Source organism: Acinetobacter sp. ME22 (assembly GCF_022012315.1).
In the GTDB taxonomy this organism is placed as follows: Bacteria; Pseudomonadota; Gammaproteobacteria; order Pseudomonadales; family Moraxellaceae; genus Acinetobacter; species Acinetobacter brisouii_A.
Genome location: NZ_JAKLTL010000001.1, coordinates 425065 through 450159 on the forward strand (window position 1 = coordinate 425065; position 25095 = coordinate 450159).

The following is a 25095-nucleotide window of genomic DNA, read 5'->3' on the forward strand; positions in this document are numbered from 1 at the left end:
GCTACACCACAAAAATTGCAACTGAATCGCCATATTCCTCAGCCTTATCCTTTTCCTCATTCAAGAAGATCAAAACTGCTTTGTTTGTGGCAACTTTGTTGAGCCAAGAAATAGCATCGTCATAATCCTGTCGAACATCTTCAGGGGTTTTGCTTTTGTACAGGTTTTTTCGCGCAATATTGCCGACCACACGTTTAAGTTGATCAGGTGTAGATGGCAATGGTGGGGGATATTTAACAGCAATATAGCTATCAGCTTCAGTACATGCACTGGAGATTGCTTGGTTTGTGACGTTCTCATCACCTGCCTGATTTCCAGAAATGTTACGCTCTAAGCGTACAATCTCTGTTTCACCAAACCATGCAATCATGTCATTACGGGTGATATAAGCCATTTTTACCTCTATTTCACAATGCGATAAGTCACAGACTGCCGTAATTGACCTGTATCAATTAATGGCTTGCTGCTCTTTTTGCGCTTGATTGTTGATTGCTTTAACGGCGTAAACTTGCCATTCACCATGTATGACTGAATATCTGCTTTCGCCTGCATGCCCAAGGTTTCTTTAATCTTGGTCGGTGTGGTTTTAAACAGAAGCAATTGCTTCATCTGAGCAAGCAAATAACTTCCATACTTACCTTTGTTCAACTGCAATGAAGCACGCATGAATGAACGCTCAGGGATATTTGCACCAGGTGCGCCATATTCATGAATAGCAGCTAGATCCTTCATGGTGATGGTACGTTTACCACCCTTGCCACTGGTGATATGTGGCTTACTGTCAAAAAAACCGACTTCAACCTTTCCCGTAAATTTCTGGGCTTGTTCTTCAATCTTTCGTATAAACCACGAATCACCTTCAGATATTTTTGCCTTTATCTTGAACATGGCCTACACCTTAGGAAGTTTGGGTTTCACCCTCACCTGCATCTGTTGCCGCAGCAGCATCTTTAACAACCGACAGATCACCTGACTTAAGTAGAGCTGCAAAGACTGGATGGGCTTTCATTGCTTTGACCTGATCAGCACTTAATTCTGTTGCAACACCTTTCTTCAAGACAACTGCACCCGATGCGGTATTCATTGAAACTTTGGCCATTGAGCCTTGGTACTTATAAGTTGGCATTTTCTATGCTCCTAAAATGACTAAAGCCACATCATCTGTGGCTTTTTAGTCATTGCATTGTTATGGGTTAAGGTTTTTGTGGTACGTCTAAATAACGTAATGAATCGACACGCTTTAACCAAACACCTTGGTACAGGTAGTGACCAGGTGTAAACAGGTCTAGGTTTTGTGGTTGTGGTGCAAGGAATTCCAAATCCTGTGGAATACGCATTTCAATACACGATGGATCACGGCGATAAACCGTAATACGGCGTGTACCACCTACACCCTGAGTTTCACAGCGGCTTGTACCACGGAAAGTCACTGGCTTGTTCTGCAATGCAAGCAGGTTATTTTTAGAAATCCATTCAAATAATGTGGTTTCTAAATTATCTGCCAAACGACGTGTAGTTAGAACACGCATTAACGATGTTGGTAAAAGCACCATGTCAGGTGTGATTGCTGGGTTATATTCACTTGCATCAATTGCATCCGCTAAAACATCGTTAATATCAGCAAGGATCGCATCAGGAGTAGCGCTCTCCCATGCTGTGGTTGCTGTATTTAGGCTGACGCCATCTTGGTTGAATAAACCATATAAGCCTTCATTTGGCTCACCAATCCACGCAATACGCGACATATGTTTTTCAAAGCCAAGACGTGCCGCTTCAATTTTGTCAGCTTCAAGCGTAATACCAGCAGCACCAGCGGTTGCTAATTCCATGATGGAATACTGATACCCCACCACACCAGCACGTGTTTTTAATGAAATTTCATCATATTTGACTTCTGCCAGTGGAACTTCACCACCAGTACCACTATATGCCTGACCTTCACCAACACCTGACTTACGAATCAAATCGTGACTGGTACCAACCACAGCAGGGAAACCCACTTTAGTTGGGATGTACTGGGCATACTCAGTTGCCTCAGTCATCAATGGACCCATATTATCCTGAGTCGTTTCGTACTGCACAAGCATTCGCGCTAGGCTTTGCAGATTGAAGGCATCGCCCACCTGAGCTTTAAATTCAGGTGTATATTTCTGCAATAATGCAATTTTGCGATTAATTAACTGTTCTTTCGTTGGCATGAATTATGCTCCGCGTAATTGCACGATAGCCATGCCATCTGCATTTGAAATTGAATCCCATGTTGCCCCGACAAGTTCGGTACCATCAGTGGCAGATGCTTGTAGTGAACCAAGCGGCTGATCCGTTGTAGCATTTCCTGAGCGCACATAAACTTTGCCGCCAGTTGTTGCAATCGTTACAGTCGGCTTAACCCAAGTACGACCAACGCGCATCACAGGTGGCACGTCATATTGCTGATAGGCTTCATTACCATCAGCATCTTTGCCGTTTTTACCAATGTGCTGATGCACTACAATTCCAACAGGGCGTAATACCCCATTGAAAGCAGCACAACGCACACCATCACCCGCATCACAAGCAACCTGACCATCATTGAGTGTTCCGGTTCCAGCCATTGGCATAGAACGCACGTCTTCGGGGGTTCCTTTTACACGCTGCCCCACTACAGCGACATTTGCATTTAGTTGCATCGCAACTCTCCATTAATTAAATGATTGTTTCCACGCATTGGCTTTGCTGTTGCCAACAGATTGGTTGCCTTGCTGACCATTGCCATTTGGGGTATTGGGATTTTTACCATCGCCCACAAAGAGATCGTTAAGCGGATTTTGCGCTGGAGTAGTTGATGCTGTTGCAAGCAACGCACGGAATACCGTGTCAACTTGATCGGGTTTTGCATCACCCACTGCAACTGCACCCAAGATAGCCCCAACCAGAGCATCACCAGCTTTAACCGCAATAGCATCACGTTTAATTTGCTCACAAGAAGCCCCTTCTGTTTTGACATCAGGATTCAATTTTTTTGCATCAGCAATAACCGTGGCACGCTCATTTGCCAATGCTTCAAGTTTTTCAGGAGTCACCTGATTGGCTTGCAGATCCACGACTTGTTGCTTGAGCTGAGTGTTTTCAGTTTGTAGAGAATCTGCTACAGCTTGAACAGCGACAACCTCACTTGAGAGTGAAAACTCTTTATCACCAATCTTTAATTTGGCTGCTTTTAAGTTTTCAAGTTGCTGTTCTTGCAACTGCAATGCATCTGCCAGTGCTTGGTTATCACCAATCTCAAAACGGATGCCGTTTACTTTGATTTCCATGGATTTCCCCTTGGGTTTAATGTGTTGATTGTTTCTATCGCCAATACGGCAATCAGGGCCAGCACGCCCCCATTGAACTAATGCGACATGATTGCCTTCGATGTTTTTAAACTCTGCCTGATACGGCGTGCCATCTGGTGAGGTACCACCAGTTAAATCAAGCTCTGCTGCATACCCCAAGGAAAGCTCAAGGCGCTGATTGCTTTGAATCTGTTGTACGATGTTGCTGTCTTTAATCAATAAGTCAGCAACCAAGTAACCATCTTCTTGGCGAACATTCGATACGGTACCAATGTGATGACTACGCCAAGTCGCAGCATTCATCACATTACCTGGTGGGTGATCATCGGTTGCATCAACGCCCTGAAAGCTCTGGATTGTTGCTGGATTGAATAGCTCAGCATCACTTGTAAAAACATTAATGACCTGATCATTGCTAAAGCCTTCGATACCGCCAAACTCATAAGCGTTGTATTGGCGAATCTGTGGGGCTTTGGCTAATTTGGCATCCTTGCACAATAAAAAACCCTCTGGTGTGAGGGTTCTTGTGGTTTGTGCTGGGGCGAAGTCCCCAATCTTTATATGAAACTGTCTTTTCATGATGGAAGTACCTGTTGTTTCATTACTTCTTCTGGTGAAGGAGCATCAGGGTCAAATAGATTTGCTGTATATGGGACTGCAACACAACGACACCGAATAGGAATACCAGGATGCCCGTCACTTGGTGGGTCATCCCATGCAAATAGCTTCCCATTCCGTGCTCGATGTGTATGCCGCACACGCTCATCTTGAGAAGTCACCCATGTGTAATGAGTAATTCCAAGGCTTTGTTGACGTACCTGACTTAATCGGCTGTTGATCTTACCCATCTGGTCGATAGCAATCAGCCTTGCACGATTATCGGTAGATTGCCCAAGCTTCTTAATTTCCTCAGCAATTTCACTTGCACGCTGACCAGATTGCAGGCCATTAAAAACGATTGTTTCAATCTTGCCGAAGTACTGCACAGGAATAGATTTGATCAAGGCGACATTGGAGGAAATGGCTTCATCTAATGCATCCTTGATCTCAGAATCTTTAAGCAAACCTTTTAAATCAATACCAGTTTGCTTGTAGATGACCACTGATAACTGATCGTCACTCGATTCTTTTTGGTTAGCCACAATCTTCTGAGCAATTTGCAAAGCAATTGAATCGACCGCCTTAGTGATCTTATCGCTCACTTTATTCATGGCACTTTTGACCAGATCCAAGAATCCATCATTCACCAGCACGGCGCTATCACCGATATTGCGCTGCGTGATGACAGGCAATAGGTCTTCATCAATCGCATCTTGGCATTGCTGACTGATAGCCAACAAAGCTGTCATGTACTGAACTTCAATCTTGCGAGAAACGAAAATAGGTTTCGGCTTTGCCTTAGGTCCACGTTTCGACTTACGGTTGATTTGGATCAACGGCGCTAGGGTTGTTAGCAGGGTCATGATTTGCTACCGCCAGTTCATCTAAGATTTTGATATGCTGATCGTCAATAAAGTCATAAGCGCCATCTTCCCGAAGTTGTTTGGCAATCATGGCTTCTGTGATAACCCCCTTCTCTAAGTACCCAACATCACGATCCATGTTGTTTTTTTCGACCTCAGAGCGTGTTTTAGCATCCATCTGCCACAGCGTATTGAAGACAAAATTAAAGCCTGTAGGGATAACTCCAAACAGGCTTTTATAGATCAGCACTAATATTGGCATGAGTATGGGTCGCAGCATCCAATTCTGGTCAGTAGCCAACTTGTCGTAGTAGTTCCGCAGATCAAACTCACCGCTATTGTTAAGACCAGATGTTGTTTGCCCAAATAAGATTGTAAATGGCATATCTGCTGCACCTGCCGTTTGAGCTGCATACTCACGCATCAGGTCTGGTAAACCGCTAAAGTTATACGACTTAGTCTGGTATTCCTCTTCGCTATCGATTACCAGCATGCCGTTAATGCTTTTCATTAAAGCTGCTGCCGAGAAACGCTCCATAAGCTGTTTTAGCTGTGTATTAATGGCACCCATTAAACCAGGAAAGCGAATCACATCAATCTTTGCTTCATGCACCAGACTTGCCGCACCTGCAGCTGTACTCGCAAAGTTTCGCAAGGTGTAGTAGATCGACAGTAACAATGATTCCTCATCATCATTCTGAGCAAATCGAATCAAACGTGACGCATGGACTTTAAGCTGTCTGCCATTATCTTGAGAAACTCGATAATACACTGGCTGTTCAGGCTCACCCATTGTTTCTTCAAGTGGCAAATACTCCTGATTCATCTTGGAAACTTTGGTTTTCTTCAAAACTGTAAAGAATTTTAAGCTACCTTGCTTCATGGTATTTAGATCAAATGACTGATCCAATGGTTTACCATCAGCAACACCAAGAAAAAGATAAGCCACACCATATAAGCGTGACCAGATCATTAACTTGGAAAGTCGCTCAACAATCTTAAACTTAACAATCGCTTCATTCAGCGTATTGATATGTTTATCGTCAATATTTTCGTAGTACCAACCAGCACGAAGCATATCCTGCACAGGTCGATTGACGATCTTTTTAGCTAACCAGTCCTGATATACAGCTTCATAGTCATAATCAGTTAAGCTAACTTCTTTCGCAAAATGCCCATGACTGGCTTTATCTCGACCAGTATTTAGATTGCTTACAAAGTTTGTATAAGCGCCATCAACCACAGTCGTAGTTTGCTGCGCTTGAGTTTTTTTGCGCCCCAAGGTGTTACTCCTAATCTAATAAACCATAAGAGCTAACCGCTGGTGTGGTGCTCATAATTGCAGCATCTGCCAAGTTTGGACTTGGAATGCCACGTTTTGCCAATTCTTCTTTACCCTCTACTTTGACCTTGCCATCTGCGCCATATTGGCGGCGTGGTGTGGACAGTTCATCCATGAGCTTTTCAAGGTTTGGGCAACTACTATCGAATGCCATTAATTCTTCAACATTGAATTGCTGACCATTGCGAACGGCGTTATATGTGTTGCGTAGACGATCTGCCAAGCTCCACCATGACTGAGCCTTGAGATTATTGAACATGTCCTTGTTGTACATGTCCGTGCCTCTATACTTGCTGTCTGGTTGCCACACCTTGCCGCCTGCAACAAACTTACTGTAACGAATATGGCGGTTCTGAGCTTCGTTCAGCTCTTGGAACTTTGCCCCTGCACCAGCACCAACCCCGATACTGTCATAAATGATCTGAGAGTTTTCGAGAACGGCGCGTGTATATGTTCTTGTACAGCTTTGTAGCAATTCATCTTCTCGGGCTTTCCATTCATCTGTCCATTGAAGAACTGAACCATGTGTCTGCACATTGGCACATTTATCTGCACCACCATCGGCAACGTCAAAGCCTAGGCGTTTGATGCCTTCAGGTTTGAACTTCAAGACAGTGTGAGCATCCACCGCAGCCATAAGCCAAGAACGCTTAATTACCACGTCATCGTCATCATCGCGCGGAACGCCAAGGTAGATATGAGCGTAATCGTCGTAATCTTCCTCTTTGGCTGCATTGATAACATCAAGCATGGTCTGAGAAAGAAACGGATTTTCCAAATAGTTGATTAAGCGTGAAATCGTTTTAGGTGGCGGCTTCAGCACAAAGCGCTTATATACAAAGTCATTTGCCAGTTTCGGGTTAAAGACAATCCAAAACTGCGAGTAATCCTTACGAATTGTTGGCTCTAAGATTTCCCATTGTTCCTTAGAAATATTATGCGCTTCCTCAAGCCAACAAATATCAATCGATTCCAAAGACTTCACTTCATCAATATTCCGCCAAAGACCATAGAACATGAACTCTGTGCCAGTGTATTTATTGATGATCTTATTTTTCAGAATCTCAAAACGATGCTTTAAGCCAAAACGCTCGATCTGAATTTTCAGCAATGAATATACTGACTCTTCAATTTTGTTCTGGAACTGACGAGCACATAAAATCCGTAGCTTGTAGTTATCTGCGAGAAAGATTGCAAACCCTGCTGCATCCCAAGACTTGGAAGATGCGCGGCCACCATACAACACCTTGTTTCGAGCTGGCATTAGCCAAAATGCTTCAAGAACTGGATTCAGAGTCGCTTGAATTGGAACGCCCATAGAAATGCCCTAAGCCCGATGGATAATCGTGCTGTTGTTTATTTGTGGTTTCTGTCTTATTGGTAAACTGCCCGCCCATTTCCTTAGCAGCCTGTTCAGCCCATTTAGGGGTTAAGACTGGGTTATTTGGGAAAGCATCAATAAGGTTTTGCAAAAGCTGCAATCTGTAGCGTTTGTTTGCAACTGGGATTGCTTCAAGTTCTTCATTGGCAATACGCCGATATTCAAAGAATTTGTCGCGTAGGTCTTGGCTTAAGTCTTTACCAATCTTTTTTGTTGGATCGTATGCCTCACATTGCTGCGGGGTCACATCAATATTAAAAATATCTTTTACTGACTTAGATGCTTGAGTTGGTGTTTCAAACTCGGCAAGCATCCTAACGATGAACAGCTTCACCTTTTTAGTAATACGTGCCATTTCCACCATTCCATCTAAGTACATCTAAGTAAAATGGCAAAAAAATTTAAACCACCTTCAAATAACAAGTGCCACATGCATGATAAACATCAGCTTTTGATACTTCAGGACGTGAGTTCACAGCTTTTGCCATTTCTTCAATTTCCTTGCTTGTTGCCCCATAACGGCGTACCACACCCACAAATTCTTCAACATCGTGTGAGCGAATTTCTAATTTTGGTTTGCCAGTTTCACGGTTATATGAAGGAGTTCCCCACTCATCCAGTTTATGAGCAATGTGATAAAGCTCATGTTCGATCAAAGCACAGAAATTCACATCATTTGCCTGTCGTGCATATTGGGCATCAATCGTGATGAGATAATCAGGCATGATTTGAAACCACTGGTAATATTGTTCTTCTTGCCGTGCCTTCTTCCAGCCACCAGCATTGATCATGATCTTTTCAGCTTGACCAACCACAAAGCGACCTTGCTTTCTAAATCCACCATTGGCCCACATCACGGCGATTTGTGGGTAATGAAAAGCACTCAAATGCTGATGATCAGGGTTAAATAATTTATGTTCTGGATTAAGAAAGATTCGTTTAATCCATGCCCATAATTCAGGTGCAGGAGCAAAATTAGGTGTATCTAATGCGAAAAGCCAATCAGGTGGGTATGGTCGTTGCTGAACAACAAAGCCGACATCGTTTTTCATAAATTGTTCCCAATAAAAAACCTCCCGAAGGAGGCTTATTGTGTTACCAATTTTCCAATACTAACAGGCAATGGCAACAACACTTCAATGGAAGGCTTATCACTTCTATCACCATTCCAATACTTATACGCTAGCTCAAATGTATTCATTACTTGCCCACCAATAGTCAACAAAGACATATCACCTAAAAAATATTCTTCACTTTCCACTTCAAATATATTTGCATTTGGACTTCGGTAATTATTTTTGAAAGTATGAGCATCGTTTTTACTCTGCCAAGCAAACATTGAAGTAAATCTAGATGGTAATGTTGGAAAATCAGCTCTCCTAACTTGCTCAAAAATTGCTTCTATCATTGGAGATATATGCACAAGTTGCTTACTCCCACTTTTAGCAACAAAGGCTGGATATCCAAATAAATATGACTGCCCATGTAAAGATATGCCATTTGGATAGTTTCTACGAAAAGATTCAACTAGCTGATCCTCAGAAATCATCCCTGACATTGTAATTTTCATCGTTTTTGATAGATCAGTAATTAACTCTAACCTTTTTCCTGAATTCAAACTACTTTCTCTATCTACTGTAAAAAACACAGTCATTCTATGCACTCGTTATTTATTAAGATAATAGATTATAAGCTCAAACATCTAATTTTCAGGAACTTTCTTTTAACTATTGCATCGTTTGCTATCGCCCATACCGCTTAATATTCTGCCGAATAGTCTCAATATTCCCGTCAATCTGCCGAATGCGTTTGGCACACTCAAATCGAAAAGCCTGTGTTGAATTAAGATGATTCAAACTGAGTATTTTTTCTTTATCTTCGTGCAGCTTTTTGAGATTTTGTTTTGCTTCGATGATGTCCATAAACACCTCAAATAAAAAACCCAGCACAATGGCTGGATTAGTTAGTTTATTTATATAGTTAAGACCAAATGTTATGATTTTTTAAGTATTCATCTAGTAAATTTTGATCGCCATTGAATACATAAAATTGCTTTTTGCTATCGTTATTAAATCCAACCGTTTTCAAAAAATATGTTGGATTAAAATCATCAACTTCTACAAATTCACTAGCAGGTAGTGAATACACACTTATTGGATTATCTGGGTTTACCAGTCTTACTTCCAGACCAGTGGAATCAACCATTAATCCATCAAATTCACCACCAATACATAACACCTTCATACACCAATCACCTTTGATTACTATTTATACACAACTTACATCAATATATAATCAAAGACCAAGCATTATTTTTTATTTTTACAATTAAATCATATACTTATAAACTATAGTACACTTAAAGAAAAGAAAAACCCCGCCAATATATTTAGCGGGGTTCGGAGTGCTGAACGCTCAGCGAGTCATTATCTAAATCAAACAATTCACATAATAAAAGTAAACTTTTTTGTTGACTTGGTAAGCAAATTTGTTTACTATAGCTTTATGTTAAACAAAACGAGGTAAATGTGAAAAGACGTGATCTAGTTCGGTTTTTGGAACAACTAGGTGCGGAGTTTAAAGAAGGTGGAAAACATACAAAAGTCTTCCTAAACAATAAACAAACCACCATCCCAAGACACACAGAGATTGATGATCGACTAGTCAAGGGAATAAAAAAACAATTAGGAATCGAGAGTTAGCTCTCGGTTTCTAACCGAACCACGATTTTCACATCAGGAGAAACTATGCTATATCCAGCAAAATTTGATCTACAAGATGGATGCTATGTTGTAAGTTTTCGGGATATTCCTGAAGCGTTAACACAAGGCTATTCAATCGAAGAAGCACGAGAAATGGCAGCAGATGCGTTACTCACAGCAATGGACTTTTATTTCGATGATAATCGTCCAGTTCCACAACCTAGTGCATTAGAGCAAGGTGAGGAACTTGTAAGCCTACCTATCAGTGTCTGGGCAAAAGTCCTACTTCTCAACTTAATGCTTGAAAAGAAAATCACTCAATCTGAACTTGCTAGACTGCTCAAAAAGCCAAAACAGGAAGTCACTCGCATCGTTGATTTAAACCATGCAACCAAAATTGATACCATTGCCGATGCACTAAAAGCCTTGGGCAAACAGCCGCAATTTTCAATAGTTTAAAAAAGAAACCCGCCTAATCATGGCGGGTTTTTGTATGCCGTAATCTGTTCAGCTAAGGAGAATAAAAAACCTCCACAAGGAGGCTTTATTTAATAATATATTTTTTATACTTCTTAGGGGTGTCTCCTGAATTTTTAACACCATTCTGCATTCTTAGTAATAATTCACCACTAATTGGATCAGCAGGTCTCCAAATACCATTATTCACACATGTATGGATATGACTAAAGTGCTCAATTTCTAACTTTTGATAGTACACAAAACTATCATGATCAATAAATGGATGCTCGCCTTTACGAACTATACAGGTAGGATCGAAGTATTTTCCTTCATATATAGTTGTAATATTAACTTTGACAATACATAGGTGATTACCAAAACCTAAATCTGGAAAGTGATTAGGATCAAATAGAACCACATTTAAATGGTCTTTCAGTCCATCTGGTCGAAAAAAAGCATCACCAACTTTTCCTTCCCAAGCCATTAAATTATCCTAACAAGACATGTTTTGATTTGCTCGATTAATGCGAATCTCTGTCTCCATATCATCTAAAATATGTTTCTTGAGTTCATCATTAAAACCTAGCGCCATAAATAAGGTATCATATTGTATTGGGAAACTACTAGCACCTGGGTCATCCCATTCTTGACAATGTGCATGAGTCCAGTCAACTAATTCCCAACGATTGAGATGACCGAACTCATCCCAAACCCCAGCTAATAAAGATATATCATTGTCACTTAATTCCAATAAATCATCTTCATCACGTACTAGACTTTTATCTCTCAATGCAACTTCATTGTTTGAACGATCTGAAATCCACTCATTCCAAAAGTCTTGATGACGTACAGCACCATTCATTACATTGTATGTTATAGACAGAACTGGACCATGCTTCATAGAAACTAAACTATCACCTATTAATGGTCTGTGAAATTTTCTAAAAGACTCGCGCTCTGCAAGATAAAGAAGTTTCATTAACTTTAGAACAGGTAGATGCCCATGTGCCTTATACAGAAAAAAAGCTGTTGCTTGGGTCAACTTTTTTTCATCAAATAAAAAAAGATTATCCATAACAGGCAATTCCATATAAATAAGACTTAAATTTCAATTGAGTATCACACAACAGATAGTAACTTTGATGATTAAAATTGATAGACTATTAGGGGTATTATAGTAAGCCAACAATTTTTTGCAGAGTTTATAAGCTTGTCTGCTTACGTTGTACTGCTACCACAACAATACTATAATATTAACTAAAGTTTTTTCTGTCAATAAATAGTACTAGCATCACAGCAATACTATTTAGTTTTACTATAATTTAATAACAATTACTACTATCCCATTATCATTACTATCAATCCAAAACAATCGTTTTAAAAAGTTAAGCATATCCCTATCCTCAAAACTGGCTCGCCATGTAGGACTTGAACCTACGACCCTAAAAACGGCTCTAACCAACTGAGCTAATGGCGCATAAAAAAGATTTGGCAATCTGCCATACCCTTAAAAATAGCTCCCACAGCTTTACCTGTACTGTGGGCTACAGCTACTCACCTACTTAAAAAACCACTGGATGGGCACAGTATTTTATTTTCGGTTTTCGGCGTGCATTCATGGTGGGGGCATCACTCCCAATTCTGATTGTTTCCTGCATATCCCATCCATGCGCGATGAACTGCATGGGTTGTACCCGCTTTCGTGGGGTCTTACGCCTGTGTGTTCCAGTTAGGCAAATTTGCATAACATCACAGGTTGATTACCTTTTCGGTTTACTTATTCATAAAGCCACCACTTAGTTGGGTTTATGGAATTTCAGGCAATAAAAAAGCCCACCATAATGTGAGCTTTGCAGTTGGTCTCGGTTTGAACCCTAATACGACCAGTATAGAGAAAATATAGCTTACGTCCGTATAGCTTGTCAATTGATTACTTTTCTCATGTTTTTTCGGTATTCATAAACATAAAAATCAATCTCATCAATCATGTCTTTGAGAATAATATCAACCATGGTTTCTAAGTAAGCATAGTTCTTACTGTAAGTATCTGCCTTGATCTCAGTGATACCGAAAAACTTCAGGATGCCTTGTAGCTTCCGATCTTCTTTTATGTCTGGGCGCAATGAAAGAGCAACACCCATTCGAGCGACCTTATGACAAAAAGCCTTTAAGTTAAAGTGCTTGCGCTGAGTCTCTTTTGATGCAGCCTCATACAAAATTCCAGCAACATGGTTTACTAAAATGTTGAATGATTCTGTATTATCTCGATAATCACCCCAAACCAAAATTGAGCAATATGCTTGAGTCGCTGGATCTTCGATTGAAGCAATCGCCCCACAACGATCTTGCCAAGTAACTGGCTCTAGGTTTGTGTCTTTTTCACTAACCTCATAATTTGCTGTTTTAGCTCTCATTTGCTGTCCTAACCACTCAATATTAGTTAATTTGTCCGCCACTGCATTCATCCCAATCACCTCAAACTAATTGCCTAATTTCTTTAACCGCAAGCCCTGACTTAACTTGCTCTGTGCTATATCTCAAAACCGTAAAACCCAACTTTGCTGCTGTGTTGTACTTTTCCATGTCTCCTAAGTAGCCTTTGCCCCGTGTATGCCTACCCCCTGACCAAATCCCACCTTCCACCTCGATCAACAGCTTTGTACCTGTGATGTGGAAATCTGCTTTCCACTTACGTTCAGAATGAAATTGATACTCCTGGATGAACTCAATCTTTTCAGTTCTCAAGTGAAGTGCCAGTGTTGCCTCGCCCTCACTTTGAACTCGTTGTGTGCCGTGCGACTTGGCACGGCGTTTCTTTGCTGGCTTCTTTGTTAAATTTCTGTATTCAGCGATTGATATGCTGCTCATTCATATCGCCTTTAATTACCTGTCTTAACTCTTCAATGCAGTCATTCAAAGTATTTTGAACACAATCCTCACTTGCTATTTGATCGGCATACTCAGCATCTTTTTCCCACTTTTGAATCAGTAGATTGATTCGAGTTTCAATCCCCTTGATCCGCTTTTGCTGCTCCTGCCACACCGCCATAGCAGGCTCTTGAACAATTGCCAGTTCAGCACAATTGAAGTTTTTTATAATTTCCCAAACTTTTTTAATACTCATAAAAACCCCAACGCATGATTAACGCCATAACTCGATGCCCCTGCCACAAGGCAGAAGGCGATTAAAATAAGCATGCAAATTAGAAAGTCGTTTGGGTTCATACCGCACCTCCGAATAGGTCGGTTTTCTTCTGAGCTTGTGGATTAATCCAAAGGCATTCTGTGCGTAACCCTGTACCACGACCTGCAGAAATACGTGAAGTAGTTTCGACTCGATGCCAATCTTTCAATTTTTCGTCATACAAGTCATTTGGGTAACCCGATAAAATCACCATTCCTTCTAGCTCGAGTAATTTCTCAAGCAACTGGACATGATCATCATCTGCCATTTCATGTTTGTAATAGCTGCCAGTCTTTGCACCACCGTATCGAGTTTCGTGAACATACGGCGGATCTACATAGTGCAAAGTGGTGTCTGCATCATGATCTTGTAAAACCTGAATAGCTGGACGATTTTCAATAAGCACACCTGACAAACGCTCACAGACAAAAGCCAAATGATCAGGATACGAGGCAAACAATGATTGAGCTGTTCCGTACTGGCGTTTAGTGTCAATACGAAAGCCTGTACGCCCTTTGGTAGCTCCTGCCGAACCGAAACCCATCTGTGCACGGATAATGATGCTTCTTGCACGCTCAATATCGTTGTCCGTCTGTTCCCAAGCCAAATCAAATTCTTCTCTTGCATACGGCGTTAGAACGAGTTGCTCAATTAACTGGCCACACTTTTCTTTGTTGCGTAGAACTTTGAATAAATTAACAACGTCACCATCGAGATCGTTGTAAACCTCGGCGTACGCTCTTGGCTTTTGAAGCAATACACCTGCAGCACCGCCAAACACCTCTGTGTAGCAAGTATGGTTAGGGAAATGACTAATCACCCAATCAGCAAGGCGAAACTTACCACCGTGGTAGCGAATCAATGGCTTGTTCATGCCACACCTCCGAACAAATCCAACGTCCACTCATCACGCACAGCTTTAGCATTAGGTTGTTTTGCTTTCGCTATCGGTTGCATTGGTGGCGCATATTCAAGCTCTAGCAACTCATGCATAGAGAATGCTTTCTCAAACTCTTTCTGAGTCGGGACATGTTGAACCAGTTGCCAAAATTCACAGTCATTTGCCAAACCCGCCAATGCTTTGTCAGCTTCAGCTTGAAGAAACCACATGTAGATATGTGATGAGGCATTAGCAGGTATTGAGATGCTTTTCTTACGTTTTTGCTCTTTGAATGCTTCAACGAATTGCAGTTCAAGCGCCTGATCCGCTGCAACTTCAAGTTCATCTTCACCAATCAAGCCCAACCAAATTTTGAATGCTTCATTTTCAAAATCACAAAGCCCAGCAAATTTAAAATCTGTGCGTGGTTTTGGATAAGTTTTGCAATAACTCGCATCCGAATATTCTTGAATTGCTCTCATACCGAAGCCCCCTTAGCCTTTGCCTCAGCCACCGAAGCGCTCACAACTCGACTCACGATCTTCTGACCGTTGTTGTATTTAGGTTGTGAATGCCTACCCTGCTCCGCAAGAACGGCTGCAAAGTGTGGCTGTAGCTTGTCGAAATACGCTTTCTTGATTGATCCGCTACGTTTCAACATAGACAACGTGGATGGGTCAAAATCAGCCAAACATGCAAGCATTTTGATTGACCCAGTGAATGAGCTGACCACAGCCAAAAACTCCTGATATTGCTCATCCGTTGCTAGCTCAACATCCACCTTTTCACGGAAAACGTCTTTCATTGGCTTCACGTTCGAGAACTTCTGCTCAAGAATCAGATCAAGCTCAGCTTTCAAACTGTGATGTTCGTCATTGCGATAAGCGTTAAGCACCGCTTTTACTGCACAAAGCTCATACGGTGGACGGCGCTTGCTCTCGGCTAAGATTTGAAGTGCTTCTTTGATTTGTTCTGAAATGTAGATCATGCGACACCACCCATCCGAGCATCCGCCCAGTTGCAGGTAACAACAGCTAGGCCCTTATGATTCAATCGAGACCACAACCGATCCCCAAGATCATTTCGCAACTCTTGCAAAGTCATGTTCGATACGATCATGGTTGATTTGTTTGCGTCATAGCGTGAGTACAACACTCGATGCACTTTCTCCAATCGCCATGATTCACGGTCATGCAAACCATATTCATCAAGAATCAGCAAATCGTACTCGGTGTAACGTTGAATCACATTCCGCTCAGAATCATCACGTTTACGGGCTTCAACAATTTCATCAGCCAAGTATTCACTGGTGATGTAACGGGCATACAGGCCCTTTGCCATGATTGTTCTTGCTGTCGCACAAGATAGGTGTGTTTTACCTGTGCCTGTTGAGCCAACCATAATCAAATTAGAAACTTCACGGCGTGTCATTGATTTTGCAAATTCAACCACTTGGTTTCTGACCTGAACCTGTGCTGGCAAGTTCGTGTGGTAGTTTTTAAAACCCGAGTTTTCGTGCAGCTTTGGAAGCATCGAACCTGCAAAGTGTTTTTCACGCATCATTGCGTTCACATGCTTGTAGTGCTCTCGGTTGTTATCAGACACAGTACGTTTTGCACACTCAGGACAAACTTCACCACCAGGTGTGGAAACCAAGTTAACCAAGTGCAGGTTGCAAATTCTTTCAACCACTGGAAATTGTGTATTTAAGACCATAGCGTTCATACAAACCCCTCTGGTAATTCAACCAATTGAAGATCACCTGTTGCCTGTGGCTCATGTTTCCACTTCTCGTTCACATTGCGATCAGCTTGTATTTGGCTGTTTTTGTTTTGCTTGACGTGTTGCGGTTTTTTGAACTCAGAGATCAACCACCCTGCGAACTTTCGGGTGCGCTGGTTTTCAGTCAACATGGATTTGTTTTCCCAGTGAGCATTGAAATTACCCAAATGGAATTTGTAATCAGGCATATCGAGAACTGATTGCGCTTGAACACCCACGCTTTCACGAATCACATTGAGCAACATGTTTTGATCAGGTGTCCAAGTTTGCTCTTCGGCCTGAGCTTGTTCGCCCTCGCCTTGTGTGTGTGCTTTTACACTATGGTTTATGGTTATTGGTTTATGGTTATTGGTTAATGGTTTATGGTTAGGTGGCGATTCGTGTTGTTGTGGTGGCACTTCGTCACCAGAGTTACACGTTTCGTTCACGCTTGGTGCTTCATCGTGAACGGATTGTTTCTTAACTTTGCGTTTTTCCTCACGCTCCTTAGCGATTCGTGCATTGGTTTCTGCTTTAGCTTTGTATGCTTCAAGCTCTTCTTGGATATGGCTTTGCACATACAAACCATCAATTTCAGTGAAGAATCTACGCAAAACAAACTTAACTGCTGCCTCTTCTTCCTCTGTACGTGCCCATGCCCACTCCAAAGCTTCATCAAGTGTAGGGAATCGCTCACGGTCATAGCACGAATCAAGCAGAAGCGTGTACGCTCCGTGCTCAAGCATGGACAATCGCCCTGCCTTTTTGTGATAGTCACCAATATTTCGTTTGTAGTAATGCATCATTCATCACCATTCGTGCACACGGCGTTACCACCGAAAACTGATTGAAAAGCAGCATCAAAACCGCCTGACTGGATAAACCCATCAATGATGTTTGGTTCTTCGGAGCAATCTAGGCAGACAAAGCCTGTTGCTGTACGTGACACCAGTTGATCTGAACCGCAGTAATCACATGCAGGTTCTAAAATTAAGCAATGGTTGCAATGAGATTCTTTGAACTCTGTGCATTTGCCTTGGCATGGGTGTTGTGGTAAATTGGATTTGTTCATATGATTATCCTGTTTTTGAACACTAAGCCTGATCTAGTACATCAGGCTTTTTCTTTGTCTAAATTCCCATGAATCCCTTCAAATCCCTCACAGAATTCAACCTCGGTACTCAATTCCCGCAACAAAGCCGATACTCCCAAGCGCTCGAAAGATTTTGCTTGTAAATTAAGTACATGCCACTCACCTGCAATTTCTTTTTCAAGAAGATATGCAAGGTACTGAGCAAGGTCTTTACCTTTGATATTTGAGAGAACTTTTGCCCGTTCATGGTTCTCGGGAGATAAACGAACATGTGTAGATTTCTTTTCAAGACTCATAAATTACCTATGCTGTTTTTGCTTGATTACGTACGTAATCAAAATCTGCATGACATAAATCATCACATGGCACTTTTCCTTTACTGGCTTTATCAATTCGAATCGCCAAATCAGCACCGCATTTTTTGCTTACGTAGATAATTTGATTAAGGTTCCCAAGGCTTGTTTCGCATTTTTTTGCAAACGCATGCCTTTCTTCGACTGTCATATTCGACAAGTAGGCTTTTAACTTTTCAGTATTTAGAGAAGACATTCTAAATCTCCCGATGAATTATTTAGTAAATACTAATTTTAATTACTAAACATGTCAACGATTCTTTAGAAAATACGAATTTACTTTTTACTAAAAACTAGATGAAATATTGTTATGGATATAATTTCTTTAAGACGCAAAAATTTGCGCGCAGCCATTGATGCTGTTGTTAATTCAGGACGTTTTAATTCAGATGCTGCATTTTGCGAGCATTACGATTTAAACCCTAGTCACATATCCCAACTTGTCAAAGGGCATGGGAGCTTTGGCGAACGCGCTGCACGCAATTTAGAAAAGAAAATTGGCTGGGAAGCAGGATTTCTAGATAAAGAAATTTCAATTTCAGAAGCAAGCGCTACTCCTCGCATAGAAGAAAGTAATGTTAGCTTTACTGGGAAACCGTTAAGAAAAATACCTGTACTTGACTTCGTTCAGGCGGGTTTGTGGCGTGGTGTTGTCTATGATGGCATTCACCCTATTGGGCATACATACACTGACTATGAAGGTATTGTTCCTAAAGATGTATTTGGTGTGACTGTGGATGGCTTGAGTATGTCACCACGTTTTATGCCAAATGATGAACTTGTAATTGATCCAAACCTCGCACCACAACCAGGTAACTTTGTTATTGCCCAAAATGGCGACTATGAGGTGACTTTCAAGAAGTACCGCGTCACTGGGTACGATGAAGAAGGTCGTGAGCAATTTCAGCTAGTACCGCTAAATCCTGACTTTGGGGCACTTGATTCTGTACAACATAGAATCAGTATTATTGGTGTGGTCGTAAAACATATTCAGAATTTAAGATAACAACAGGCAGCTTAAGCTGCCTTTTTATATTAAGAAAACTGTGAACCCGACACAGTCCTAGAACAGATCGGGTGGAGAAATTATGATTGAATTATCTGTAATTGATATTTCTGGACATAAACCTAAATCACTATACGCAAGAGAATTTATGGTTCATCCTCGCATTGGTGAGTGGATAGATATTGATGTCGATGGTCAAAGCATAATGTATGAAGTGGTTAAGGTTGCTCATTCGACAAATGGTGGTGATTCGGATTTATATGTAAAGCATCTAGGAGCAACCTCTCAAGTTGTTGAGAATCTTTGCTGTAAAAATGATTAGAAATATTGAGACAACTTTCATTAAGTTGATCTGGATCAGTAATAATTACACCAATTAATTGATGACCTGTAATTGATGAATTATCTTTGATGGTTAGTAATTTCCCTTTTTTAGTAATCCCAATCATATAAAAGACCCCTTCCAACCCGACCCAGTGTCGGGTTTTCTTTTGCCTATATTAGCAATCACTAAAAATAATTACTAACTTTATTTAGTAAATACTATTGACATAATATTTAGTAAATACTAAATTAATAATCACCAAGACAAACAAAAAGCCCTGACACTTTCGACGGGATCAGGGCTTTACAAATAACTTGCGAGGTCATTATGTCTCATATCGAATCACAAAAGCAACTCGTTGAGAAGCTTATTCGTAATCAAGACGAAAAGCGTCTACGTGCTATTGCTCAAATCAACCCAATGCCTGAATTCGAAATTCAACCTGAAGCTGCTACTGAACCTCAAAACAGTGCAGGCGGTTTGCTTTATTCAAGCATCATTATTGTTGCTGCCGTGCTCTCTACAGCAATGTTGCGTTCTTGCGCTGACCAGGACTCTCAAGCTGTCTTTGAAGCTAAAGCTCAGATCATTCAGATCGAGCGTGAACATGCCAACGATTCTCTATATGCAGCAGCTAAAGGAGATCGTCAATGAACACTCAAGCGTATATCCCGCAACTCCTTAGTCCTGAGCAAGTACATGAAGCTCTGGCTAAACACATCAAAATGGAATTCGCTGAAGTTGGTACGAATGATTGGTCTCTTATTGATGAGAAATCAAACATTGGTATTCGTGACTTTTATTCAGGCTTTCTGAAATTCCGCTTCGCTGGTGGTCTTGCTCATGCAGATGAACGTGACCGCAAATTACGTGCTGCTTCATTCTTCTGTGAATGCCTTGAACCAGATGGCAGCAACAATGAGCGCTATCGGGTTGGTTTTGATCATCCGAGTGTTTATGTATTGGTGCGTTCACCAGGTGCAAATGCAAACACTAAGCTGAAAGACTTTGAATTCTATAAAGAGTCTAACGGGAAACTGTACTTGTACAGCATCTCTGAAAAAGTGATTGAAGCAATCTACAAGGCTCGCACTGCTAAGCAAAATGCAGCTTACAACCAAAAGCTTGAGCAAACTGGGCATTTTCAGTCGCAGGGTTACAAGGATTACAAGCGCAAACAACGCGGTCTTTCGGTTCGATAAGGGGAAATGGTCATGACAACAATATTCTTTAAAAAAGCCGAACGTAAAAATGCAAAATTGCGCTTGGCTTTATCAGGCCCTACTGGTGCGGGTAAAACAGAATGTGCCTTGCGATTAGCAACTGGTATTGGTGGTCGTATTGCTGTGGGCGACACGGAAAATGATAGCGCATCACTATATGCAGACCAATATAACTTTGAGTCTGTAAACATCACACCACCCTACACTCCAGATAAATTTGTTGCGGTGATTAAAGCGGCTGAAAAAGCAGGTTTTGACACTTTAATTTTGGACAGCATTACTCACGAGTGGTCAGGTGTTGGTGGTTGCTTGGAAATGGTTGACAAGCTAGCACCAAAATTTAAAGGAAATACTTGGGCTGCATGGAGCGAAGTAACCCCAAAACACCGCATATTTATTGATGCAATTCTACATTCAAGCATTCATATCATTGTTACCCTGCGTTCAAAAATGGATACCATTCAAGAAGACTTGGGTAATGGTAAAAAGAAAGTTAAAAAAGTCGGCATGAAGTCTGAGCAACGTGAAGGCATTGAGTATGAATTCACAACTGTGCTTGATTTGGATGCTGACCATATTGCGACTGCAACAAAAGATCGTACTCGTATCTTTGCAGAACCATTGATCATCACAAATGAGACAGGTCTTCAATTACGCCAATGGTTACTTTCTGGATCTGCTGACGTAACTATTGATGGCAATCAATTTCTTGAAATTGAAGAACTAATGCATCAAGCAGGCGTCCCCATTGATAGCTTTTGCGCCAAACGCAAGATGAATAGCTTGATGGATATTAAGCAACAAGTGTTTGAAGAAACAAAACAAAAACTGATTAGCATGATTCAAAACAAAGAGCGCACAGCTCGAGAAAATGATGCCCGCCTTAATCAGCAAAACCACCAGTCTTCCAATGATGATCAGCCAATTACCGCTGAACAACGTGATGATCTACAAGCCTTCATTACTGAGCGTGGCTTAGATGTCAAAACTGTTTGTGAGAATTTTGGCATTGATTCACTTGTGGCAATTCTTCAAAGCCAACTTGAGCGTGCAAAACAAGATATTGGTCAGATGGCGAAAAGAGGTTTAAGAGCATAACCACCACCCACCGACAGGAAGTCTCGCTTGGCTGTAAGCGCGGTGGATCAGCCTGTAGCCCCTCATGTGGTGGGGAAATAGTGAAAGACCACTCCTTGGTCATTCTGCCAGTTGTTGGCGCAATTGGCATGAAAGAGTAACTAGGAACAGAAAAACCACTAGGCAAAAGGTCGAGGAAGCAGCCACCCCTCTGCGCCGATGGGGGTTAATCAATTTTTGGAGAGTTTTGCATGAGCACATTAAAAGATTTAAACAAGCATCTATTTGATCAATTAGACCGTCTTTCTAATGCATCAAAAGAAGATTTAGAAACTGAGCTTCAGCGCTCTGAATCAATTCAAGGCGTAAGTGAGCAAATTATTAAAGCTCACACTGTTCAGCTAAATGCAGTGAAGTTGGTTGCTGAATATCGTGGCTTAAATCCAAGTCAAAAAGCGCCTTTGATTGAAGTTGGCGATGCAAGTATTGAGGTGTGATATGCCAAAAGGAACACGAATCAAATATACAAAAGAAATGGAAGATTTTCTTCACAACCATACTCACATGTTCCGTGGAGAAATGACCAAACTCTTTAATGAAACTTTTGGCACCAGTATCTCACGTCGTGTACTTGGCTCTAAGTGTGAGCGGATCGGGGCACTAACTGGGCGCACTGGTCGGTTTGAAAAGGGTCAACCAAGTTGGAATAAAGGCTTGGAGTTGAGCGGTAAATACAACTTTAATGGCTTTAAGCCAGGGCATGAACCTCACAATAAAAAGCCAGTTGGTTACGAGCGACTCACAAGGGATGGCTACATTGAAGTAAAAGTTGCTGAGCCAAATACTTTTAAGCAAAAACATCGTCATGTCTGGGAACAGCATCATGGCCCAATCCCTCAAACCCATGTGATTGTATTTAAAAACATGGATAAAGCTGATTGTCGCATTGAGAACCTGGAACTGATTACACGATCTGAACTTGTGCGATTGAATCAACTTTACTCAAGCATAGCTACACCTGAGAGCAATGAGACATGCATTTTGTTAGCTCGCATCAAAAACAAAACTCATGAATTGAGAGGTAAGGCATGATCAAGTTCCCTGAAAGTTTAGAAAAAATGAAGCCAGAGCAACGCTGGCAATGGTTTGATCGTCAAAAAGAGCTTTTGCGTAAAGCTGCCAAAGATGGTGTCGAAGCAACACTTAGCTCTGATCTATCCGAGTGCTTCATGTTCATGCTTGATTTGAGTGAATTAAAACACTGTCAAATGATTGCCATGCATAACAACGCTGTTGTTGTGGCTGCATGTGCATTGATTGAGAAGAATGCCAATGAGTCGCGTGACTGGTTATTAAATTTGCTAGAACAAGCAGATGATCCAACTTGGCAGATGTATGAAAAAGCTCAGGATTATTTTGATAAGCATTATTTGCCATACCCTGAATCTATTCAGGAGCATCGTGAAAATATTGCCAAGCAAGATCAAGTTTTTACTGAAGATAATGAGCGCTTTGCGGTTTGGTATGAAGAAAATTTGCTTCCACTTTTGAAAGGCGGTGAGAAATGAATCTAAATGACAAAAAAATTGTAGTTGCAATTGAAAATGCTGTTTGTGAGCAACTTGAAGCTTCTGGTATCAATACCGATCCATTCCGCCTTGATGGTGAAAAGATTGTTGATGTGATTTTGGAGCAGCTTGAAGGTTTTGTTTTGGTGCCGAAAGAGCCGACTGGAAAAATGATATCCGCTGGATATGAGAGCAAAGAGCACATTAATAATTTAATTGTAAATTACAAAGCCATGATCGAAGCAGCACAGGGAGAAGAAGAATGAGCCAAACTAGATTAAAAATTCAACCAGTAGAACTCAGACCAGAAGAAAAACTGCAGCAATTAATTGAATCAGGTGCAAGCTTAGTCAATACAATCGATGCAGCAACAATCTTAGGTTACAAACCAAATACTCTACGTGTTTGGGCAAGTCGTGGATGCGGGGATTTAAAGCCAGTGATGACAAAAAATGGCGCAAAATGGCGGCTGACAGATATTCGGAATTTAATTGGGGCTTAGGTCCCTTTTTCATTCACTTCTAACATGCCAGCTTGTTCCAAAATCCAGTTTTCAATTTTAGTATGATGTATCCGTAGCAGATCCACTGGTCGATCTTTGTAATGTTTTTCAGCAGTAGCACTCGGTTTATGGCCCATGATCTGCGCCACAACACCTGTTGGAATATCCAACCATTCAGCCAAGTTACTGAATGATCGTCGTAAATCATGAATCGTAAATTTAGGAAGCCCTTTTTCTTCTAGCGCACGATAATAATTTTTACGAATATCAGTTATATGTCCCGATGCTGATTGCTCACTCCAAAAAACAAAATCAGATTGAGGGTGTTTTGGTAACCTAGATAACAACTGCTCAACGTATGGTGTCATCGGAATTATTCGATCCTCTTGTTCTACTTTGTCCCAGATGCTAATTGTTTTCCACTTGAAGTCTAGCTGTGAATATGTAAGTACACGCATAGACTCAGAACGTGGGCCTGTCAAAATACTGATCTGTAAAAATGTTCGATGCATAATATTGTTGATGTCATTTACAGCAAGAAACCAATCTTTGAGTTGATTACGTTGAACTGAGTTCTTAACCGGCTTAAGCACTGGCACAGATCTACGCACACGCTTAGCTTGATGGACCTTTGCATTAATTAATTCAGAATATTTTTCGTGTTCTTGGCACCAATTAATACAGGTTCGAGCAAGTCTAAATGCAAGTGCAGCCCTTCCCGGTCTTGTCTTTGATTCATTATTTTGCCAATTTATCAATGTATCAGAGTCAATCTGAACAAGTGGAATATCTAGCAATGGAGTTAATACTCCTGGTATTGTTAAACCATGCCCACGTTTCTTAGGTTCTCCGCCTCGATGAGAAATCGTGTAATGGTCATGCAAGTGGCGTTCAGACCAGAGATTTTTATTTGCTTCTATATATTCTAGAAATACTTGCCCAAAGGTAATTTTTGAATTTTCTTTTTTCTGTGTGAATTCATCATTCTTCTGATCTTCTTCAGCTTTGTTTCGTCGTGGATCGATGCCTTGATCACATAACTGTTGTAATCGTCGTGCTTCTTTACGAGCATCATCTAATGACCAAATATTTACATCACCAATTGTTATGCGTAAACTTTTACCAGAAACACGATTTTGAAAGATGTATGATCTATTTTCATTTTGAGTCACTCGAACAGATAAACCAGGTGTATCGATATCCCAATAGAAAATTTGATTTTTACATTCTTCTGGCTTTTTTAGTTTTTGAACTTTATTAGTTGTGAATTTGAGTTTCATTTTTCTCAGATGTGGTTACATGGGTGTGGTGTAAGCACTATGTAAGCAAATTAATTCAATATTCGTCAACGCTAATAAACACCAACCAAAAATAAGATACTGAAATTTAATAATATTAATAAATTTAATCAACATACGTGAATGCTAGTAAATACGATTTAGGTGGGACTCATAATCCG

General features: G+C 41.0%; 39 protein-coding genes. 12 read left to right on the forward strand and 27 right to left on the reverse strand.

Going from position 1 to position 25095, the window contains the following annotated elements; translation table 11 throughout:
• Position 1: 1 nt before the first annotated feature.
• From LVY74_RS02040 to LVY74_RS02100, 13 genes are all read right to left on the reverse strand, one after another.
• Entirely contained in the window at positions 2-394 is a 393-nt protein-coding gene (locus LVY74_RS02040; RefSeq protein ID WP_237813615.1) for a gp436 family protein, read from the reverse strand.
• A gap of 8 nt (positions 395-402) precedes the next feature.
• Complete coding sequence (locus LVY74_RS02045) at positions 403-888, reverse strand: hypothetical protein (protein WP_237813616.1); 486 nt, start codon at positions 886-888, stop codon at positions 403-405.
• Positions 889-898: 10 nt separating this feature from the next.
• The gene (locus LVY74_RS02050) at positions 899-1126 is read right to left on the reverse strand and encodes a hypothetical protein (RefSeq protein ID WP_237813617.1); all 228 of its coding nucleotides are present in this window, start codon (positions 1124-1126) and stop codon (positions 899-901) included.
• Positions 1127-1193: 67 nt separating this feature from the next.
• Complete coding sequence (locus LVY74_RS02055; RefSeq protein ID WP_237813618.1) at positions 1194-2198, reverse strand: major capsid family protein; 1005 nt, start codon at positions 2196-2198, stop codon at positions 1194-1196.
• A 3-nt stretch (positions 2199-2201) separates the two neighbouring features.
• Positions 2202-2669: a structural cement protein Gp24 gene (locus tag LVY74_RS02060; protein ID WP_237813619.1), complete on the reverse strand. Its 468-nt coding sequence runs from the start codon at positions 2667-2669 to the stop codon at positions 2202-2204.
• Between the two features lie 12 nt (positions 2670-2681).
• Entirely contained in the window at positions 2682-3896 is a 1215-nt protein-coding gene (locus LVY74_RS02065; protein ID WP_237813620.1) for a DUF2213 domain-containing protein, read from the reverse strand.
• On the reverse strand, positions 3893-4780 hold the full coding sequence (locus LVY74_RS02070; RefSeq protein ID WP_237813621.1) for a phage head morphogenesis protein: 888 nt from the start codon (positions 4778-4780) through the stop codon (positions 3893-3895). Before LVY74_RS02070 ends, LVY74_RS02065 begins: the two co-directional genes overlap by 4 nt.
• Entirely contained in the window at positions 4734-6062 is a 1329-nt protein-coding gene (locus LVY74_RS02075) for a DUF1073 domain-containing protein (protein ID WP_237813622.1), read from the reverse strand. Before LVY74_RS02075 ends, LVY74_RS02070 begins: the two co-directional genes overlap by 47 nt.
• A 10-nt stretch (positions 6063-6072) precedes the next feature.
• Positions 6073-7440, reverse strand: a complete 1368-nt coding sequence (locus tag LVY74_RS02080; RefSeq protein WP_237813623.1) for a PBSX family phage terminase large subunit — start codon at positions 7438-7440, stop codon at positions 6073-6075.
• The gene (locus LVY74_RS02085) at positions 7400-7858 is read right to left on the reverse strand and encodes a DUF2280 domain-containing protein (RefSeq protein WP_237813624.1); all 459 of its coding nucleotides are present in this window, start codon (positions 7856-7858) and stop codon (positions 7400-7402) included. Before LVY74_RS02085 ends, LVY74_RS02080 begins: the two co-directional genes overlap by 41 nt.
• A 46-nt stretch (positions 7859-7904) precedes the next feature.
• The gene (locus LVY74_RS02090) at positions 7905-8555 is read right to left on the reverse strand and encodes a putative metallopeptidase (RefSeq protein WP_237813625.1); all 651 of its coding nucleotides are present in this window, start codon (positions 8553-8555) and stop codon (positions 7905-7907) included.
• Positions 8556-8590: 35 nt separating this feature from the next.
• Positions 8591-9157: a DUF2441 domain-containing protein gene (locus LVY74_RS02095; protein WP_237813626.1), complete on the reverse strand. Its 567-nt coding sequence runs from the start codon at positions 9155-9157 to the stop codon at positions 8591-8593.
• A gap of 326 nt (positions 9158-9483) precedes the next feature.
• The gene (locus LVY74_RS02100; RefSeq protein WP_237813627.1) at positions 9484-9747 is read right to left on the reverse strand and encodes a hypothetical protein; all 264 of its coding nucleotides are present in this window, start codon (positions 9745-9747) and stop codon (positions 9484-9486) included.
• Between the two features lie 284 nt (positions 9748-10031).
• Between LVY74_RS02100 and LVY74_RS02105 the strand changes: the two genes are divergently transcribed.
• Both LVY74_RS02105 and LVY74_RS02110 read left to right on the forward strand, forming a co-directional pair.
• Positions 10032-10205, forward strand: a complete 174-nt coding sequence (locus LVY74_RS02105; protein ID WP_237813628.1) for a type II toxin-antitoxin system HicA family toxin — start codon at positions 10032-10034, stop codon at positions 10203-10205.
• Positions 10206-10250: 45 nt separating this feature from the next.
• Positions 10251-10664: a type II toxin-antitoxin system HicB family antitoxin gene (locus LVY74_RS02110; protein ID WP_237813629.1), complete on the forward strand. Its 414-nt coding sequence runs from the start codon at positions 10251-10253 to the stop codon at positions 10662-10664.
• Positions 10665-10749: 85 nt separating this feature from the next.
• Here LVY74_RS02110 and LVY74_RS02115 read toward each other — a convergent pair whose 3' ends face one another.
• The 13 genes from LVY74_RS02115 to LVY74_RS02175 all read right to left on the reverse strand — a co-directional run bounded on the left by LVY74_RS02115 (position 10750) and on the right by LVY74_RS02175 (position 18131).
• Entirely contained in the window at positions 10750-11148 is a 399-nt protein-coding gene (locus tag LVY74_RS02115; RefSeq protein ID WP_237813630.1) for a hypothetical protein, read from the reverse strand.
• A 9-nt stretch (positions 11149-11157) separates the two neighbouring features.
• The gene (locus LVY74_RS02120) at positions 11158-11739 is read right to left on the reverse strand and encodes a Panacea domain-containing protein (protein ID WP_237813631.1); all 582 of its coding nucleotides are present in this window, start codon (positions 11737-11739) and stop codon (positions 11158-11160) included.
• 847 nt (positions 11740-12586) lie between these two features.
• Entirely contained in the window at positions 12587-13129 is a 543-nt protein-coding gene (locus tag LVY74_RS02125) for a hypothetical protein (RefSeq protein WP_237813632.1), read from the reverse strand.
• A gap of 10 nt (positions 13130-13139) precedes the next feature.
• Positions 13140-13532 (reverse strand): DUF559 domain-containing protein, encoded by a 393-nt coding sequence (locus LVY74_RS02130; RefSeq protein ID WP_237813633.1) that lies wholly within the window; start codon positions 13530-13532, stop codon positions 13140-13142.
• The gene (locus LVY74_RS02135; RefSeq protein WP_237813634.1) at positions 13510-13788 is read right to left on the reverse strand and encodes a hypothetical protein; all 279 of its coding nucleotides are present in this window, start codon (positions 13786-13788) and stop codon (positions 13510-13512) included. Before LVY74_RS02135 ends, LVY74_RS02130 begins: the two co-directional genes overlap by 23 nt.
• A 97-nt stretch (positions 13789-13885) precedes the next feature.
• Positions 13886-14722: a DNA adenine methylase gene (locus LVY74_RS02140; RefSeq protein ID WP_237813635.1), complete on the reverse strand. Its 837-nt coding sequence runs from the start codon at positions 14720-14722 to the stop codon at positions 13886-13888.
• Positions 14719-15210: a hypothetical protein gene (locus LVY74_RS02145; RefSeq protein ID WP_237813636.1), complete on the reverse strand. Its 492-nt coding sequence runs from the start codon at positions 15208-15210 to the stop codon at positions 14719-14721. The genes LVY74_RS02140 and LVY74_RS02145 overlap by 4 nt, the downstream gene beginning before the upstream one ends.
• A complete protein-coding gene (locus LVY74_RS02150; protein WP_237813637.1) occupies positions 15207-15716 on the reverse strand; it encodes a hypothetical protein in 510 nt (169 codons plus the stop codon). The genes LVY74_RS02145 and LVY74_RS02150 overlap by 4 nt, the downstream gene beginning before the upstream one ends.
• The gene (locus tag LVY74_RS02155) at positions 15713-16453 is read right to left on the reverse strand and encodes an ATP-binding protein (RefSeq protein WP_237813638.1); all 741 of its coding nucleotides are present in this window, start codon (positions 16451-16453) and stop codon (positions 15713-15715) included. Before LVY74_RS02155 ends, LVY74_RS02150 begins: the two co-directional genes overlap by 4 nt.
• Positions 16450-17295, reverse strand: coding sequence for a YdaU family protein (locus tag LVY74_RS02160; RefSeq protein ID WP_442862763.1), 846 nt, complete (start codon positions 17293-17295; stop codon positions 16450-16452). Before LVY74_RS02160 ends, LVY74_RS02155 begins: the two co-directional genes overlap by 4 nt.
• The gene (locus tag LVY74_RS02165; protein ID WP_237813639.1) at positions 17292-17561 is read right to left on the reverse strand and encodes a hypothetical protein; all 270 of its coding nucleotides are present in this window, start codon (positions 17559-17561) and stop codon (positions 17292-17294) included. Before LVY74_RS02165 ends, LVY74_RS02160 begins: the two co-directional genes overlap by 4 nt.
• Before the next feature lie 41 nt (positions 17562-17602).
• The gene (locus LVY74_RS02170) at positions 17603-17878 is read right to left on the reverse strand and encodes a hypothetical protein (protein WP_237813640.1); all 276 of its coding nucleotides are present in this window, start codon (positions 17876-17878) and stop codon (positions 17603-17605) included.
• A 7-nt stretch (positions 17879-17885) separates the two neighbouring features.
• Positions 17886-18131, reverse strand: coding sequence for a hypothetical protein (locus LVY74_RS02175; RefSeq protein ID WP_237813641.1), 246 nt, complete (start codon positions 18129-18131; stop codon positions 17886-17888).
• A gap of 114 nt (positions 18132-18245) precedes the next feature.
• Here LVY74_RS02175 and LVY74_RS02180 point away from each other — a divergent pair, with 114 nt between their 5' ends.
• From LVY74_RS02180 to LVY74_RS02225, 10 genes are all read left to right on the forward strand, one after another.
• On the forward strand, positions 18246-18941 hold the full coding sequence (locus LVY74_RS02180; protein WP_237813642.1) for a LexA family protein: 696 nt from the start codon (positions 18246-18248) through the stop codon (positions 18939-18941).
• Positions 18942-19023: 82 nt separating this feature from the next.
• Positions 19024-19263, forward strand: a complete 240-nt coding sequence (locus LVY74_RS02185) for a hypothetical protein (RefSeq protein WP_237813643.1) — start codon at positions 19024-19026, stop codon at positions 19261-19263.
• Positions 19264-19593: 330 nt separating this feature from the next.
• Positions 19594-19920 (forward strand): hypothetical protein, encoded by a 327-nt coding sequence (locus LVY74_RS02190; RefSeq protein ID WP_237813644.1) that lies wholly within the window; start codon positions 19594-19596, stop codon positions 19918-19920.
• Positions 19917-20468 (forward strand): hypothetical protein, encoded by a 552-nt coding sequence (locus LVY74_RS02195; RefSeq protein WP_237813645.1) that lies wholly within the window; start codon positions 19917-19919, stop codon positions 20466-20468. Before LVY74_RS02190 ends, LVY74_RS02195 begins: the two co-directional genes overlap by 4 nt.
• A 12-nt stretch (positions 20469-20480) precedes the next feature.
• Complete coding sequence (locus LVY74_RS02200; RefSeq protein WP_237813646.1) at positions 20481-21587, forward strand: ATP-binding protein; 1107 nt, start codon at positions 20481-20483, stop codon at positions 21585-21587.
• 230 nt (positions 21588-21817) lie between these two features.
• On the forward strand, positions 21818-22063 hold the full coding sequence (locus LVY74_RS02205; RefSeq protein ID WP_237813647.1) for a hypothetical protein: 246 nt from the start codon (positions 21818-21820) through the stop codon (positions 22061-22063).
• 1 nt (position 22064) lies between these two features.
• Entirely contained in the window at positions 22065-22658 is a 594-nt protein-coding gene (locus LVY74_RS02210) for an HNH endonuclease signature motif containing protein (RefSeq protein ID WP_237813648.1), read from the forward strand.
• The gene (locus LVY74_RS02215; RefSeq protein WP_237813649.1) at positions 22655-23134 is read left to right on the forward strand and encodes a hypothetical protein; all 480 of its coding nucleotides are present in this window, start codon (positions 22655-22657) and stop codon (positions 23132-23134) included. Before LVY74_RS02210 ends, LVY74_RS02215 begins: the two co-directional genes overlap by 4 nt.
• Positions 23131-23400, forward strand: coding sequence for a hypothetical protein (locus LVY74_RS02220; protein WP_237813650.1), 270 nt, complete (start codon positions 23131-23133; stop codon positions 23398-23400). Before LVY74_RS02215 ends, LVY74_RS02220 begins: the two co-directional genes overlap by 4 nt.
• Positions 23397-23636, forward strand: a complete 240-nt coding sequence (locus LVY74_RS02225) for a hypothetical protein (RefSeq protein WP_237813651.1) — start codon at positions 23397-23399, stop codon at positions 23634-23636. Before LVY74_RS02220 ends, LVY74_RS02225 begins: the two co-directional genes overlap by 4 nt.
• On the opposite strand, the gene LVY74_RS02230 is transcribed toward LVY74_RS02225, so the two are convergent.
• Positions 23633-24916 carry a tyrosine-type recombinase/integrase gene (locus LVY74_RS02230; RefSeq protein ID WP_237813652.1) on the reverse strand — a complete coding sequence of 428 codons (1284 nt, stop codon included), beginning with the start codon at positions 24914-24916 and terminating at the stop codon, positions 23633-23635. The genes LVY74_RS02225 and LVY74_RS02230 overlap by 4 nt on opposite strands.
• Between the last annotated feature and the right edge of the window lie 179 nt (positions 24917-25095).